This window comes from Lacinutrix sp. MEBiC02595 (genome assembly GCF_053601555.1).
In genome coordinates this window covers 14,263-29,687 of record NZ_JBSHNU010000180.1, presented here as the reverse complement: position 1 = coordinate 29,687, position 15,425 = coordinate 14,263, and the positions used below count along the sequence as shown (strand labels likewise).

Below are 15,425 nucleotides of genomic sequence, written 5' to 3'. Positions count from 1 at the left end.
AAACAAGTAACTTTTTATGATTAAAATAGCATTTGGAGGAGGTTGTCATTGGTGTACCGAAGCTGTTTTTCAGTCTTTAAAAGGTGTAGAAAAAGTGGAACAAGGTTTTGTAGCTTCCACAGAAGCCAATACGAGTTTTTCGGAAGCGGTTATTGTGCATTTTAATCCGGAAGAAATCCCTTTAAAAATTTTAACAGAAGTACATTTAATAACGCATAAAAGCACGAGCAATCATTCGATGCGAGAGAAATACCGTTCGGCCATTTATACGTTTTCCAAAGCACAAAAAAAGGAAGCAATAGAATTACTAGAAGGTTTTCAATCTGCGTTCGATAATCCATTAATCACACAAGTATTGCCTTTTTCAGCATTTAAAGCTTCGCGTGAAGCGATTCAGAATTACTATATTAAAAATCCTGAAAAGCCATTTTGCAAACAGTTTATACATCCGAAATTAGAAATCCTTTCTAAAAAGTATTCGGAACATATTAAAAAATAAGCATATCCTTTCACCTAATAAATTCAATTTATATGAAAAGCACAAAACTAAAAATAGAAAACAAAAACGGACAAGCTTTACAAGCACATTTGGAATTACCCGCAAATCAGAAACCAAATTACTACGCTATTTTCGCACATTGTTTTACGTGCTCAAGTACTTTAAACGCTGTAAAAAATATTAGTAGAGCATTAACTTCTCATGGTTTTGGCGTACTACGTTTTGATTTTACAGGTTTAGGAAAAAGTGAAGGCGAATTTGCAGACAGCCATTTTTCTGCCAATGTTGACGATTTAATTGCGGTAAGTGATTATATGAAATTGCATTACCAAGCTCCTTCCCTATTAGTCGGCCATTCTCTTGGTGGTGCTGCTGTAATCACTGCTGCAGCAAAACTAGAAACGGTAAAAGCGATTGCAACTATTGGCGCTCCTTCTTCGGTAGATCATGTGACGCATTTATTTTCTCACGGCATTAGTGAAGTAAAAGAAAAAGGAGAAGCCCAAGTAAATATTGGTGGTAGACCTTTTAAAATTAATAAAGACTTTATTGAAGATTTTAACAAAACAGATTTGCCTACGATTGTAAAAAACTTACGCAAACCAATACTCGTTATGCATTCTCCAACAGATACTATTGTAGGAATTAAAAATGCGGAAGAAATTTATCATAATGCACATCATCCTAAAAGTTTTATAACATTAGATGGCGCCGATCATTTATTAAGCAATTCAAAAGATAGTGTCTATGCCGGAAATATGATTGGTACTTGGTCACAACGTTATTTTGAACCTGTAGAAAATGAAATGCTAGAAACCAAAGGAGAACAATTGGTTGGGCATTTAAATCTTTTAGAAGATAACTTTACAACCACCATTCAAACAAAAAATCATAGCATGATAGCAGATGAACCAATAGCTGCTGGTGGTGATGATTTTGGACCATCGCCTTATGATTTTTTAAGTGCTGGTTTGGCGGCATGTACTGTAATGACATTAAAATTATATGCCGAAAGGAAACAATGGGATTTGCAAGAGGTTTTTGTTTATATTACCTATTCTAAAAAACATAGTGATGATTTAAGGATAGAAGTGGATAAACCAACACGCTTTGACCATTTACAAAAGAAGCTGAAGTTTATTGGAGATTTAGACGATAAACAAAAACAACGATTAAAGGAAATAGCTTCAAAATGTCCGGTGCATAGAACATTACAAAGTAACGTTTTAATAGATACCGAATTAGTTTAAAGAAAAGGAATAGATAAGCGCCTCGTAAAAACTTTAAATAATTGTTTTAAAATAAAAGCAACAAAATGTTGTTAACATATTAGCTTCGGCATAATTAATGCTACAAACTTGTATATTTGAAAAATTTTTAGAATTTATGAAAAGAATAATCGTACTCCTTTTGCTAACCATAAGCGCATCTGCATTTGCACAAAACAATGCGTTTCAAGCTGGTGAAAAATTAAGCTTCACAGCATCCTATAATATGTCTGGGTTGCTAACAGACCTTGCAGAGGTTAGAATGGAAACTAGCGAGGTTAAAACGTCTACCGCTACTTTGTTACGTCTTAAATGCACAGCAACAACATATAGCAAATGGGATAATTTTTTTAAAATTCGTGATATTTACGAAAGTTATGTAAACCCAAAAACACTTACGCCTTATTTATACCAAAGAGATATTGATGAAGGCGGACATTATAAATTTGTGAAGTACAACTTTAACCACAAAACAAATACCGTTAAAAGTTTAAGAAGACAAAAAAGCAAGAATTTCGATTCTGGGTTTTGGGATAGAAATGAAGTGGTAAAAATTAAATCTGGAACCAAAGATTTAGTAACCACCATTTACCACATTAGAAATTTAGATATTCACAAAGCAACTGTTGGAGCGTCCGATTCTTTTAAGGTCTTATTTGATAATGAAGAAACAATAATTTCTTTTACCCTTTTAGGAAAAGAAACGATTAACACTAATATTGGTAAAAAAGAATGTTACAAACTAGCGATTAGCATTAATGGTAGTGATGTTTTAAAAGGAAACAACGCTAACATTCTTTGGCTAACTGCAGACGAAAACAAAATCCCGGTATACGCAAAATTTAAAGTTGCTGTTGGTAACGGAGAACTTAAAATAAAATCTGCAACAGGTTTAAAAAACTAAACATATTATGAGAAAATTATTTATAATTCTAGGTATTATTGCAGCTATAATTGCAATTATTCTATCTTCTTTACCTTTATTCAATATGGCTTTTATTCCAGCAATAGCAGCTTTACTATTTGGTATCATAGCCTTTTATTTATCTAAAAAGGAAAACGAGTCTAGAAAACCCGTGCAGTTAATATTTTTACTAACTTTAGTATCTTTATCACTTTCTACCTACAAAGCAATTTTTAATGAAACCGAAGTTGGTAATACTGAAGCATTAGATGTACGTGTGCAAGAAGCAGAAGACAATGCAATAGAAGAATTAGAAGGTATCGACATATCGGAATAATCATTATCTAATTTTGTATATATTTGATGCTCAAAAAAATGGATGATTTATGAAGATGTACTTTCTACTTTCTGCTTTTATACTTATTGGATCTTGTGCGGAAAAAAAATATGCTACAAAAATTGAAAGTTTAAAAGAAAGTATAGACATCGTAGATGGTGATTTAGTAAAGAAATATGCTGCTACAATTACTGCTGAAGAATTAAAAGAAAATCTTCACCAATTTGCTTCTAACGACTTTCAAGGTCGGGCAATAGGAGAAGAAGGTCAAAAAAAAGCAGCAAATTTTCTAGTAACTTTTTATAAAAAGCAAGGCATAGCATCTCCAATTTCGGATAGCACTTATTTTCAAATTATACCTAAAGATTTTTTACCAGAAGGTATAAACGCATCCGAAAACGTATTAGCATATATTAAAGGAAGTGTAAAACCAGAAGAAGTACTTATTATCTCCGGGCATCTAGACCATTTAGGAACAGAAAACGAAGAAATATATTTTGGAGCAGACGATAATGGCTCTGGTTCTGTAGCGATGTTAGAAATTGCGCAAGCATTTAAAAAAGCAGAACAACATGGCTTTAAGCCAAAAAGAAGTATCCTCTTTTTACATCTTACAGCCGAAGAAATAGGACTGCAAGGATCCCTTTTCTACACAAAAAACCCAGTATTTAAGTTAGAAAACACCATTGCGAATCTTAACATTGATATGATAGGAAGAGTAGATAAATTCCACAAAGAAAATCCGAATTACATATATATTATTGGTGCAGACAGACTAAGCAAGGAACTACATTATGTAAACCAAAAAGCAAACAAGAACCTCACTAACTTACATTTAGAATATAAATATAATGAAGAAGAGGATAGTAATAGATACTACTACAGAAGCGATCATTATAACTTTGCAAAACATAATATTCCTGTGATTTTTTATTTTAACGGCGAGCACGATGACTATCACAAACCAACAGATACACCAGATAAAATAAATTACTCCCTTCTTGAAAAAAGAACCAAACTTATTTTCGCTACTGCTTGGCAACTTGCCAATCAAGAAAATAGACTATTGATGAATACCGATTTTTAAATTCTACTTGTTAAAATTTTAATAAACCTTTTTGATTATTTCCGCTATTATTTCGCTTTTTCGTAATATAGTAGATTACTATCTATAATAGTAGACATCAAAACCAACTCATTTTACTAAAACAAAATCTTATGAAAAAAATGTTCTTCATTTTTGGTATATCCACGATACTTATTTCCTGTGGAACCTCACAAAACAAAACAGCTACCAATAGCTCGAAAGCGGTAGATGTTACAACCTATGCAAATAGTATCACTTCCGCAGAGCTAAAAGAAGCGCTTTACACCTATGCTTCCGATGAATTTGAAGGTAGAAACACAGGAGCGCCAGGACAAAAGAAAGCAGTCGAATATTTAAAAAATCATTATGTAAGCTTAGGTATTCCTTCGGCATTACCAAACAATGATTACTTTCAAGAAGTACCATTACAAACAATGAAAACACCAAATGTAGCACTAGCAATAAACGGCACATCCTACACAGCTTTAGAAGATTTTGTTTCTGTAACTTCTAGTCCAGATGGTACCATTCAAGCAGACCACATTGTATTTGTAAGTTATGGTATCGATGACGAAAACTACACGAATTACAAAGACTTAGACGTTAAAGGTAAAGTAGTACTTATAAAAGCTGGCGAACCTAAAAACGCAGATGGTAACTATACTATTTCTGGTACAGACGCTTCTTCAAAATGGTCTAACACCAGACAAGAATTTGCAGCAAAAAGAGATGTAGCAAAAAACAAAGGAGCAAAAGCAGTTCTGTTTTACAACCCAGATAATTTTGATTTTGCAGTCAGACGTTATGGTAGTTCTCGAGGAAGAATGGACTTAGTAGATAAAAAAGATGATTTTTACTATTTTATAATAAACACCTATTTAGCTAAAGCAATATATAGCGATATAGAAACGGCAGAAAAGACACAAACATTAGCAAAATCAGTGGATATAAACTTTAAAAATGATGTTTCCCAATTTCAATCCGAAAATGTAGTAGCAATCATTAAAGGAAGTGAAAAACCAGAAGAATATATAATAGTATCCGCACATTTAGATCACGAAGGGATCAAAGACGGTGAAATATACAATGGCGCAGATGACGATGGTTCTGGTACTGTGGCTATGTTAGAAATTGCAGAAGCATTTCAAAATGCCGTGAAAAATGGGCAAGGTCCAAAACGTTCTATCGTATTTTTACACGTTACAGGAGAAGAAAAAGGATTATTAGGTTCTAGATATTACGCAGATCAAGACCCAATTTTTCCATTAGCAAATACCGTTGCCGATTTAAATATAGACATGATTGGTCGTACAGATCCTAAACGTGAAAAAACCAATAGAAACTATCTTTACCTAATTGGAAGCGATAAATTAAGTACCGAATTGCATGACATTTCCGAAGCAATGAACACTAAATATTGTAACATAGATTTGGATTACACCTTTAATGACGACAATGATCCTAACCGTTTTTATTACAGAAGTGACCATTACAATTTTGCAAAAAACAACATACCTGTAATCTTTTATTTCAATGGTACACATGCCGATTATCACAAACCAACGGATACACCAGATAAAATAGAATACGATTTATTAGAAAACAGAACGCGTTTAATTTTCTATACCGCTTGGGAACTAGCAAATCGCGAAAACAGAATAACAGTAGATAAAGCGAATTAGTATTTGGGCGTTACCCAAGGGTCGCGCTCTCACTACTCGCTCTCTACGAGGAGCTCAAACAAACCGTTCCATCGCTAACGCAAAAAAGGAGATATAAAATTTTATTTTATATCTCCTTTTTTTTTACGCTATTTTATAGAAACTAAAAACGCATAGCCAAACCAATTCCGGTGCCATTCGCTATAATTTGATATTCTGGTTTAACCGTTTTAAAAGACGTCGCATTTAAAGTCGCATTATATAACGCCACCGCTTTCTTAGCATCTTTATTAGCACTAGATCCAAGAGGAATGGCAACAATAACCAATCCTGCTCCTATTCCTGCAAGTACCCAATTAGGATCACCACTACTAATAGCATCACCAATTGGCCATCCAATTAAAGCACCTCCAGAAAAACTAATTACCGAAGCAAAAATACTTTTAGACTTCGCACTTCTTACTAAATGCAAAACTTCGGCATTCGATTCTACCTTTTCAATTAAGGCATTAAGTGCTAATTTATTTCCATCCTCATAAAATGTATATCCCGTAAAGGAATGTCTTTTAAATGCCATTTCTTGCGCATTACAAAAGGAAGCGATCATGAGCGTTAGCACTAAGAGTATCGTTGTTTTCTTCATGGTATGAGAATTTTAATAGTTTATAAAATAGCAATCTATATATACAAAAAAAGCTTCTCTTAAAAAAGAGAAGCTTTTGCTTTTGGGTGAAAGACGGGATTCGAACCCGCGACCCTCGGTACCACAAACCGATGCTCTAACCAACTGAGCTACAATCACCATGTTGTTTTATTTTAAAACTTTAAAAAAGTTTCTCTAAAGGAACGCTCTAACCAACAAGGGTTAATAAGCAACCATTTTATTTTCAAACTTTAAAAGTTTTCCAAAAGGACGTTCCAACTAACAAGTGTAGAACCACCATAAACATTCTTTAAGAATGCGAGTGCAAATGTAAATCATTTAGTAATTACTGCAAAGATTTTTTTGCAAAATTATTACAAAAAAATAAACTTATTTTTCTTTCCTTAAAAAACAGAATTCATACCCACAGTAAACTTTAGTTTATAGCTTCGTTGTTAGCACAATAGCGTTACAACTTGCTCCTATCTTTAGTTACAGATAATGGATGCCGTTTTAAAGAAATTCGAGCCTTCTCATAAAATGGGAAGTCATTTTCACAAAACACATCCTTTTTTATATCCTTTCCAACTCCTTTTCTTCAAAGAAAAAAAGTATTTAAATGTATTCTTAATTTAAAACTAAGTAGCGCAATTCATTACTTGTTTACGAATAGGATTTCAAAACTAAACGCAAGATTACTACTACTTTAAATCAAACAAACTATCTACAGCGGCATAACGCTCTGTGGTAAAGCCTTCTGCATGTGTTACTCCAATCAATCTTCCTAGGTCTCTAGCTCTATAATCTACACTATCTGTAAAATTCCTACTCGAAATAGGCGTTTCAGGCTCTTTACTATTGGCATCAAAAAACTGTGTTCTATATGCCAGAACAGATTCCATTTTAATATCTATAAATCCGGAAACATCTACTACCAAATCTGGCTCGATATTTTTCCATTGTATATAATGGTATACTTGCTTTGGCCTCCACTGTGCTTGCAGGCTTCCTTCTACTTTGGTTTCAATCTTTATCAATCCGCTTAAAAAGCAAGCATCACTAACTAATTGACTTCCTTTTCCGTGATCAATATGCCTATCGTCAATAGCATTACAGAGAATAATTTCTGGTTGATATTTACGAATCATCTTAATTATTTCTAATTGGTGTTGCTTGTCGTTTACAAAAAAACCATCCGCAAAACCTAGATTTTCACGTACCGTTACGCCTAAAATTTTAGCAGCATTTGCAGCTTCTTCTTTTCTAGTTACTGCTGTACCACGAGTACCTAATTCGCCTCGCGTTAAATCTATGATACCAACCGTTTTTCCGTTTTTTATTTCTTTTGCTATAGTACCACCACAACCTAATTCTACATCATCTGGATGTGCACCAAAAGCTAATATATCTAGTTTCATTGAAAATTTATTTTTTATTTGCGAGAAATCGGAAATCGCCTTATTTTAAACTATTACAAAATTACAATTAATTATATTATTTGGGTATTAGTCGCAATTCAAAAATTTGTTTACGAATAACTGCATCGTCTTTCAAGCTTATCGAGAAATCTACTTAAAGATTCCTCCATTTTAGTCAGAATGACAAATCTATACCAACCACTTACTTTGTTCCTCTTTAGTTAAAAAGGTCCAAGCTACTACTCTACTTATTTTATTACCAAGCTGCATATTAATTACCTTTACTTCCGTTGCTCCTAACTTCTTCAGTGATTTCTGCATAGACTTCACTAAAGCTTTATTGGAAACCAAACTTGTAAACCAAAAGCAATTATTTTTATGTAAAGAGCTTTCATATAAATAGGTGTGTAAAAAGGCTTTTTCGCCACCAGTAAACCAAAGCTCGCTTGCGGTTCCGCTAAAATTTCTAACGGCTTGTTTCCCTTCATTCCCTAAACCTTTTAACTTACGTTGTGTCGCTTCAAGCGCCTCTTCTTCGTCTTTATAAAAAGGAGGATTACACATACTAACCATAAAAGCATCTTTAGGATTTAATATTCCATTTAATACATGTGCCTTTTCCTTTTGCAAACGCAAAGTAATATTTGCATTCAATTTATTTTTATCGACTATAGTTTGTGCATTTTTCAAGGAAGCGTTTTCTACATCTGTTCCTACAAAATGCCATTGGTATTCCGAAAAACCAAGTAAAGGATAAATACAAGTCGCGCCTGTACCAATATCTAAAGCTTGTATTTCATTTTTAAAATTATAAGGTTTTAACAACGCTGCTAAATGATGAATATAATCCACACGACCAGGAATTGGCGGACATAAATGCGCATCTGCAAATTGCCAATAATCAATATTGTAATACGTTTTTAGTAATGCTTTATTAAGTGTTTTTACTGCTTCCGGATTTGCAAAATCTATCGTTTGCGTTCCGTGGGTATTTGTGAAAACAAAAGGTTCTAAGTTAGGAAACTCCTTCAAAAGTGTTTCAAAATCGTACCCTTTTATATGTTTGTTCTTTTTATGCATTCGTAATTTGTTTTATAGCTTGTTCCATATCATTAATCAAATCTTTTTTCGACTCTATTCCTACCGAAAAACGAATCAATCCATCTTTTATTCCTTGTTCTTTTCTAGCTTCGGCAGTTAATAAGGAATGTGACGTTTTTGCGGGAAGTAACATCGTACTTTCTACTCCTGCTAAACTCATAGAAGGCTTTATAAGTTTAAGTGCTTTTAAAAATGCTTCTGCATCTATTTCTTTTTTTAATTCGAAAGAAAGCATTGCTCCAAAACCTTTCATTTGTTTTTTTGCTATCTCATGATTTTCATGACTTTTCAAACCAGGATAATATACTTTTTCAATCGCTTTATGTGCCTCTAAAAACTTGGCTAATTTTCTTGCATTGCGTTGTTGTGCTTTTACACGAATGGCTAAGGTTTTCATACTTCGTTCTAGCATCCAAACAGTAAAATCACTCAGATTTCCACCAAGGGCAATTCCTGTTCTCCAGATACTATCTATATGTACTTGCGTTGCTGCAACAGCTCCGGCACAAATATCACTATGGCCTCCAAAATATTTGGTTGCGCTATGCAAAACAATGTCTATTCCAAAATCTACTGGGTTTTGTAAAATAGGACTAGCAAACGTATTATCTATTACAGACAAAATATTTTCCGATTTTGCCAAAGTCGCTACAGCTTCCATATCTACTAATTTTAAAAGCGGATTAGAAGGTGTTTCAATATAAATAAGTTTGGTGTTTGACTGTATACAATCTTTAAAGGAAGGAATTTTCAAATCTTTCGTAAAAGTGAATGCTATGTTATAATCCTCAAAATGCTTTTCGATCAAATTTCGTGTTCCTCCATAAATATCATTTTGCACCACCACATGATCTCCCGCTTTTAAGAAAGCTAACAAAACAGTGCTAATAGCTGCCATTCCAGAACCAAAAATCATTGCAGCTTCTGCATGCTCTAAAGTTGCAATTTTTTTAGTTAGATATTCTTGATTTGGGGTATTGAAATATCTCGGATATCGCTTAACATCCACATCCATAAACTCATAGGATGAAGATAAAAACATTGGAGAAACCGCTCCTTTAAATTGCGTATCTGGTGTTTCGCCAACATGTGTACAAACGGTATTGATACCTAGTTTATTATTTTCCATAATTGCAGTGCTTTTTATGCTATAAAGTTATGGAAAAATTGTGGCAAACCGTTGGTTAAAAGAAAGTCCTTAGTAAGAATCGTGTAATGCACAAATCGGCTTAATCTTCCGCTTCTCCTTTAGCACGTTTCACTATTTCTTTAAGACGCTCTTTACGTAACACTTTTTCTGCTTTTTGCTTATTCACTTTTCTAGCGATAAGCTTGGAGTGCTTTTTCTTGTTCTTTGTGTTTTTTTGTCCTTTTGGTTTAGGCATATTTATATTTTTTAACGCAATTCTCCTTCGCGCCAGCTGGCTCATTCGCTAAAAGCCTCTACTAGAGGCTTTCTTAACGCTCTGCCTTATCCTTTAGGTTCTGGCATATGTAAATGTAAAATATTTTTTGCTTTTAATAAACCCTTTTGCTCCCCACATTGCAATAAACTTTTATTTTATGCAATAAACATCTACCCCTTATAAATAAAGTAAGTACATTGCTACTACAAGAAAACTACATTAATTTGAGTGCAATCACCAAACATCAGCATTTTATACTTCACAAACCTTATGGTTATTTAAGTCAGTTAATAAACAATCAAAATAAGCGGAAGAACAAACGTTTGTTAGGCGAATTATATGATTTCCCTGAAGGAACAATGGCCATTGGCAGATTGGATGAAAACTCGGAAGGCTTACTACTTTTAACTACTAACGGAAAAGTTAGTGAAACCATACGAAGCGCTAAAGTAGAAAAAGAATATTACGCACAAGTGGATGGAATAATTACTAGGGAAGCTATAAAACAATTACAAGAAGGTGTTGAAATTGGAATACATGGTGCAAAATATACCACGAAACCTTGTAAAGTGAAAAGCATATCTACAGTAGATGCTTTTCCTTTAGCAGATAGAAAAGTTCGAGATGCAAGACACGGACCAATGTCTTGGGTTTCTATAACACTAACGGAAGGTAAATTTAGACAAGTACGTAAAATGACCGCCGCAGTTGGCTACCCAACTTTACGTTTGGTAAGAATACGAATTGGAGATGTATTATTAAAAGTAAAAGCTGGAGAAATAGAAGAAGTAAACAACTTTTAAAGCTGCTTTTCTTCCATTTAACTAAAAATAATAATATTTTAAAATTAGCACATAGACCTCTAAATATTAAAGTTTTAAGCCCTATCCCCAATTAAATCACTACCTTTTTTGGTTAAAAATAAAATTTTAACCATCTGCATATCAGCGAATTATATTTTGTTAATTATTTTACAGATTGGGTTTCTTTTATTATTTTTTTGTATCTTGCACGTTATGACAACAGCAGACAAACACGTAAATTTAGATTTTTTAAAAGAAAGCATCTTATACCTAGAAAACAAAGGCTTTGATAACATTCAAGCAGATGTAGAAGGTTATGAAACTCCAAAGTCTTACACCAAAAAAAGTCAAGGTACGGATACTATAATAACGCCAGATATTGTAGCCGAAAAAGCAGGAAGAAAACACTATTTTGAAATTGGTTTAAAAAGTGAAGAACCTACTCTTTTAAAATCTAAATGGCGCTTTTTAGATGTTTTAACGAGAATGAAAGACGATAGATTTAAAGTAATCACACGTCGTGGTCATTACAAGTTTACACAAGATATGCTTGACGATCTTAATCTAGACAAAGAGCCTATTAAATTACCTTAATTTTTAGTAGCTTTTAGTAATTTATTTTGTTCCTCCATTAAATCGGTGAGCTTTGCTAAAAGCTCAATATCCTTGGGAGTAGCCACTGTTGTGTCTTTTTCGTCGTGCGCTTTTGTGCGCAATCGATTCATCGCCTTTACCACTAAAAACACGGTTACTCCAACGATTATAAAATCTAGAGAGACTTCAAAGAAAGTCCCATATTCCATGGCAACCTCATTGGTTGTAATCACGCCTTCACTATTGACTACTGCATCCCGAAGGATATACTTTTTATCTTGAAAGTTTAAACCATCTGTCATTAAAGACAAAGGCGGCATCATCACCTTCTTTACTAGCACATCTATTACTTTATTAAAAGATGCTCCAATAATAATACCGATTGCCATATCCATCATATTGCCTTTTACGGCAAACTCTTTAAACTCTTTTAAAAATTTCATCTGGAATATTTTATAGTTTATTTCTTATAAAACTTAGCATACTTTCTATACGCAAAGAAACCTAATAGGGTTACCATTGCACAAGAAATCCCTATAATTTTGACGCTCATTACTTGATCTCCACTTGCATAAGAGTGTAATCCTGCTAGATAAAAGTTCACGCCGAAGTAGGTCATCATGATACTTGCAAAAGCAATTATAGACATCAGATTAAAACCGAAACGACCACGAAGTCCAGGAACCAAACGCATGTGAATTACAAACGCGTATACCATAATACTAATTAAAGCCCAAGTTTCTTTAGGGTCCCAACCCCAATATCTTCCCCAACTTTCGTTTGCCCACATACCACCAAGAAAGTTCCCAATAGTAAGCATCACTAAACCAACCGTTAAAGCCATTTCATTTATAATGGTCAACTCTTTGATATTGACTAACATTTTTTCTTTATTCTTATCTGTAGTTGCAATCATTAAGATAAGAGAAACGATTCCTAAAATCATTCCTAGAACAAACGGTCCATAACTAGCTACAATAATAGATACATGTATCATTAACCAGTAACTATTTAAAACGGGTTGCAGGTTTGCAATCGCTGGATCTAACCAGTTTTGATGCGCAAAGAACAAAATAATAGAAGCTACAAATGCGGTAGAAGCAATGGTTAAGTCACTTTTTCTTCCAAAGAATAAACCAAATAACATTGCAGACCAAGCTACATATAACATGGTTTCATAGGTATCACTCCAAGGTGCATGACCAGAAATATACCAACGTGCTATTAAACCAACAGTATGAATAATAAATAAAGCTATAATTAGCCACTTACTAATTTTTACAGCAACATCGATACCTTTTCTTTTACTACTTAATATTTGCGTGATTAAAAACACAAACATTAAAAATCCTGCTAACAAGTAATAACGATACAGTTTTTTAAAGATATTATATTTGTTATAGCTAATCTCTGCGCTTATCTTATTGTCGTTAAGCATTACCGTACTTCCGTATTTATGCTGTGTTTTATTAAAGGATTCTAATAATTTCTCAGCTTCCGAGTAATCTCCAGATTGTTTCGCTTTATTTAAAGTAAATAAATATGCTGAAAATCCAGAATTCACAAAGTTTCCGTAAAGTGAATCTGTAATTTTTTCTTTGTAACCTTCTTTTCTATATTCTAAAGGAGAGATCCACTTATTATTATCGTCTTCCGGAATTGGAAATATTTTTAGTGTTAATCCTTCAATCGCATTAGACAAAATAGTTGCGCGTTGATCTGCTAACTTTAATTCCTTTTGGTACCCGTTAGGTGATTTCGTTTTATACGCATCTTCTAAATACGGATTCAACTTATAGCTTAAGTTTTCATCAAAGAAATCTACAATAGTTGCATATTTTTTATCTTTTGGAATACCTAAAATAGTTTTAAGCGAATCTGTTTGCATTGGCTTTAGGTATATAATTGGCACGTTATACCAAAGCAACGGACTCTCGCTTATAGAAAGTAATATTTGATTAGGTGTTAATCCTGCATACGTTTCGCTATGATGTATTTTTCTAACTAACTCGGATGCATATGTATTCATTGGCATCATACGACCACTTAAATCCTGAATAACTAATCGTCCAAATTTATCGGCATGTTCTTTTGGTGTCGCATTAGCGATTAAAATAGAATCAATTTGTGCTCCTGTAGGCGCTTGGTGTTGCTCTTCTTGTGCAAAAGTCTGCATTGCAAAACAAAGAAACACTACGGAAAGTAATTTTGCTTTTTTGGCTTTAATCTTATCTAAATGTCTTCTTAGGTCTCCAAATCTAGATCCTTTAGAAAAGAATATAGCTATCATACCAAAGTACAATAAGAAATATCCTAAATAGGTAATCCAAGTTCCCCAAAAATCATGGTTTACAGAAAGAATGGTTCCTTTTTCATCTGGATCGAAGTTTGATTGAAAAAACTTATAACCGCCATGGTTTAGAATATTATTCATAAAAATTCTATAATCGAAGTCCCCTCCATTTTCATCTAAAACCGTCACTTCACTAGCGTAAGAAGAATAACTTCTTTCTGTACCAGGATAGCGTTCTGCTATAAAATCGTTTAATTTAATATTAAAAGGAAGCTCTAAAACCTTTGCTCCGTAACGGAATGCAAAGTCTAAACCTCCTATTTTAACCTGTTTAAAAGCATTATTTTTATATGGTCCACCAAGTAATCCAACATTTTTGGTTTCCCCATTTGCAGTTACTTTTAAAACAATACCATCTTCATCACCTTTTAGCATTTGTGATTTTTGCACAATACCAAAATCTCCTTTTACCACAGGTTTAGGAAAAACCATTTGCATACTACCAATTACATAACGAGAACGTAAAATTAATGGTTGCAAGCTGTCTTTTACTAAGGTTCCTGTTGCCATGGTTGCCATAGTCATATATTCTCCTTCAAAAGGGGAATTAATGTTTAGCTGATCTCCTTCTTGCGTAATGTTTATGGCTCCTTTGGTTGGCTTATTTAATGCTATTAAAACACTATGAATACTTTGTACTTCTCCAGATTTTAAAAAGTGATTATGAGGTCCTTCTCCTCCTGCTTCCACTATTTTAAGATATTCTTCTCCAGTTTCATTTGGAATTATATCTTCTTCTGCTCCTCCAACAAATTTCTCTAAAGAAATACTAACTGGTTGGTTATTATAACGAACATCTACTTCAAAACTATTTTCTAAACGAGGCGAAAAATCTACCGCACGTTCTACTGGTAATCGTTGCGGAATACCATCAATTTCATAGTCTCCATCAATATAAGTTGTAATGTATGTTTTTTGGGATAAGAATTTATTTTCAGTAGCTCCTTCACGAATTGGCATCATACCTTCAAAACTAGCATAACGTGTAATAAATGCACCTAATAATATAAATATGAAAGATAAATGCAATATTAATGTTGCCCATTTTTCTTTTTTATATAATCGGAATCTAAAAATATTTCCAACAAAATTAATAACAAAAAACAGCATAATTCCCTCAAACCACCAGGTGTTATATACTAAATTTCTACTGTATGGCGTTGGCGAGGTATCCATTCCTGCGTCCATAAAAGTACCAACAGCCATTGCGGTTGCAAATAGAATAAAAAGTATAGCAGTTAGTCTAGTTGAAAACAGAATATTGGAGAGTTTTTTTAACATAATAACAAGCTTTTTTTTGCTCGTGCAAATTTACAGATTTTTGTTTGTTTAAAACCAATAATGAAGTTAA

At 33.3% G+C, this 15,425-nt stretch carries 15 protein-coding genes and 1 tRNA gene; 8 read left to right on the top strand and 8 right to left on the bottom strand.

Annotated features, from left to right (window positions below; all coding sequences use genetic code 11):
- Positions 1 to 16: 16 nt before the first annotated feature.
- The 6 genes from ACVCZW_RS03865 to ACVCZW_RS03840 all read left to right on the top strand — a co-directional run bounded on the left by ACVCZW_RS03865 (position 17) and on the right by ACVCZW_RS03840 (position 5,777).
- Positions 17 to 499: a peptide-methionine (S)-S-oxide reductase gene (locus ACVCZW_RS03865; RefSeq protein ID WP_452231692.1), complete on the top strand. Its 483-nt coding sequence runs from the start codon at positions 17 to 19 to the stop codon at positions 497 to 499.
- A gap of 32 nt (positions 500 to 531) precedes the next feature.
- Positions 532 to 1,749, top strand: a complete 1,218-nt coding sequence (locus ACVCZW_RS03860) for a bifunctional alpha/beta hydrolase/OsmC family protein (RefSeq protein ID WP_452231691.1) — start codon at positions 532 to 534, stop codon at positions 1,747 to 1,749.
- 136 nt (positions 1,750 to 1,885) lie between these two features.
- On the top strand, positions 1,886 to 2,671 hold the full coding sequence (locus ACVCZW_RS03855) for a DUF3108 domain-containing protein (protein WP_452231690.1): 786 nt from the start codon (positions 1,886 to 1,888) through the stop codon (positions 2,669 to 2,671).
- A gap of 7 nt (positions 2,672 to 2,678) precedes the next feature.
- A complete protein-coding gene (locus ACVCZW_RS03850; protein WP_452229175.1) occupies positions 2,679 to 3,008 on the top strand; it encodes an FUSC family protein in 330 nt (109 codons plus the stop codon).
- Positions 3,009 to 3,057: 49 nt separating this feature from the next.
- Positions 3,058 to 4,095, top strand: coding sequence for a M28 family metallopeptidase (locus tag ACVCZW_RS03845; RefSeq protein WP_452231689.1), 1,038 nt, complete (start codon positions 3,058 to 3,060; stop codon positions 4,093 to 4,095).
- A gap of 131 nt (positions 4,096 to 4,226) precedes the next feature.
- Positions 4,227 to 5,777: a M28 family peptidase gene (locus ACVCZW_RS03840; RefSeq protein WP_452231688.1), complete on the top strand. Its 1,551-nt coding sequence runs from the start codon at positions 4,227 to 4,229 to the stop codon at positions 5,775 to 5,777.
- 142 nt (positions 5,778 to 5,919) lie between these two features.
- On the opposite strand, the gene ACVCZW_RS03835 is transcribed toward ACVCZW_RS03840, so the two are convergent.
- The 6 genes from ACVCZW_RS03835 to ACVCZW_RS03810 form a co-directional block, all read right to left on the bottom strand.
- A complete protein-coding gene (locus tag ACVCZW_RS03835) occupies positions 5,920 to 6,399 on the bottom strand; it encodes a hypothetical protein (protein ID WP_452231687.1) in 480 nt (159 codons plus the stop codon).
- 84 nt (positions 6,400 to 6,483) lie between these two features.
- Positions 6,484 to 6,559, bottom strand: a tRNA-His gene (locus ACVCZW_RS03830).
- 541 nt (positions 6,560 to 7,100) lie between these two features.
- Positions 7,101 to 7,817: a bacillithiol biosynthesis deacetylase BshB1 gene (gene bshB1 / locus ACVCZW_RS03825; RefSeq protein WP_452231686.1), complete on the bottom strand. Its 717-nt coding sequence runs from the start codon at positions 7,815 to 7,817 to the stop codon at positions 7,101 to 7,103.
- A 189-nt stretch (positions 7,818 to 8,006) separates the two neighbouring features.
- On the bottom strand, positions 8,007 to 8,897 hold the full coding sequence (rlmF, locus tag ACVCZW_RS03820) for a 23S rRNA (adenine(1618)-N(6))-methyltransferase RlmF (RefSeq protein ID WP_452229180.1): 891 nt from the start codon (positions 8,895 to 8,897) through the stop codon (positions 8,007 to 8,009).
- Positions 8,890 to 10,047 carry a trans-sulfuration enzyme family protein gene (locus tag ACVCZW_RS03815; RefSeq protein WP_452231685.1) on the bottom strand — a complete coding sequence of 386 codons (1,158 nt, stop codon included), beginning with the start codon at positions 10,045 to 10,047 and terminating at the stop codon, positions 8,890 to 8,892. The genes rlmF and ACVCZW_RS03815 overlap by 8 nt, the downstream gene beginning before the upstream one ends.
- Positions 10,048 to 10,147: 100 nt before the next feature.
- Entirely contained in the window at positions 10,148 to 10,303 is a 156-nt protein-coding gene (locus tag ACVCZW_RS03810) for a hypothetical protein (protein WP_452229182.1), read from the bottom strand.
- Between the two features lie 254 nt (positions 10,304 to 10,557).
- Between ACVCZW_RS03810 and ACVCZW_RS03805 the strand changes: the two genes are divergently transcribed.
- Positions 10,558 to 11,127, top strand: a complete 570-nt coding sequence (locus ACVCZW_RS03805) for a pseudouridine synthase (protein ID WP_452229199.1) — start codon at positions 10,558 to 10,560, stop codon at positions 11,125 to 11,127.
- 213 nt (positions 11,128 to 11,340) lie between these two features.
- Positions 11,341 to 11,721 (top strand): hypothetical protein, encoded by a 381-nt coding sequence (locus ACVCZW_RS03800; RefSeq protein WP_452229183.1) that lies wholly within the window; start codon positions 11,341 to 11,343, stop codon positions 11,719 to 11,721.
- Here the strand turns inward: ACVCZW_RS03800 and mscL are convergent.
- Complete coding sequence (gene mscL, locus ACVCZW_RS03795) at positions 11,718 to 12,164, bottom strand: large conductance mechanosensitive channel protein MscL (protein WP_452229184.1); 447 nt, start codon at positions 12,162 to 12,164, stop codon at positions 11,718 to 11,720. The two genes, ACVCZW_RS03800 and mscL, sit on opposite strands and share 4 nt — an antisense overlap.
- A 17-nt stretch (positions 12,165 to 12,181) precedes the next feature.
- Positions 12,182 to 15,355 (bottom strand): cytochrome c biogenesis protein CcsA, encoded by a 3,174-nt coding sequence (gene ccsA / locus ACVCZW_RS03790; protein WP_452229185.1) that lies wholly within the window; start codon positions 15,353 to 15,355, stop codon positions 12,182 to 12,184.
- Positions 15,356 to 15,425: the final 70 nt, after the last annotated feature.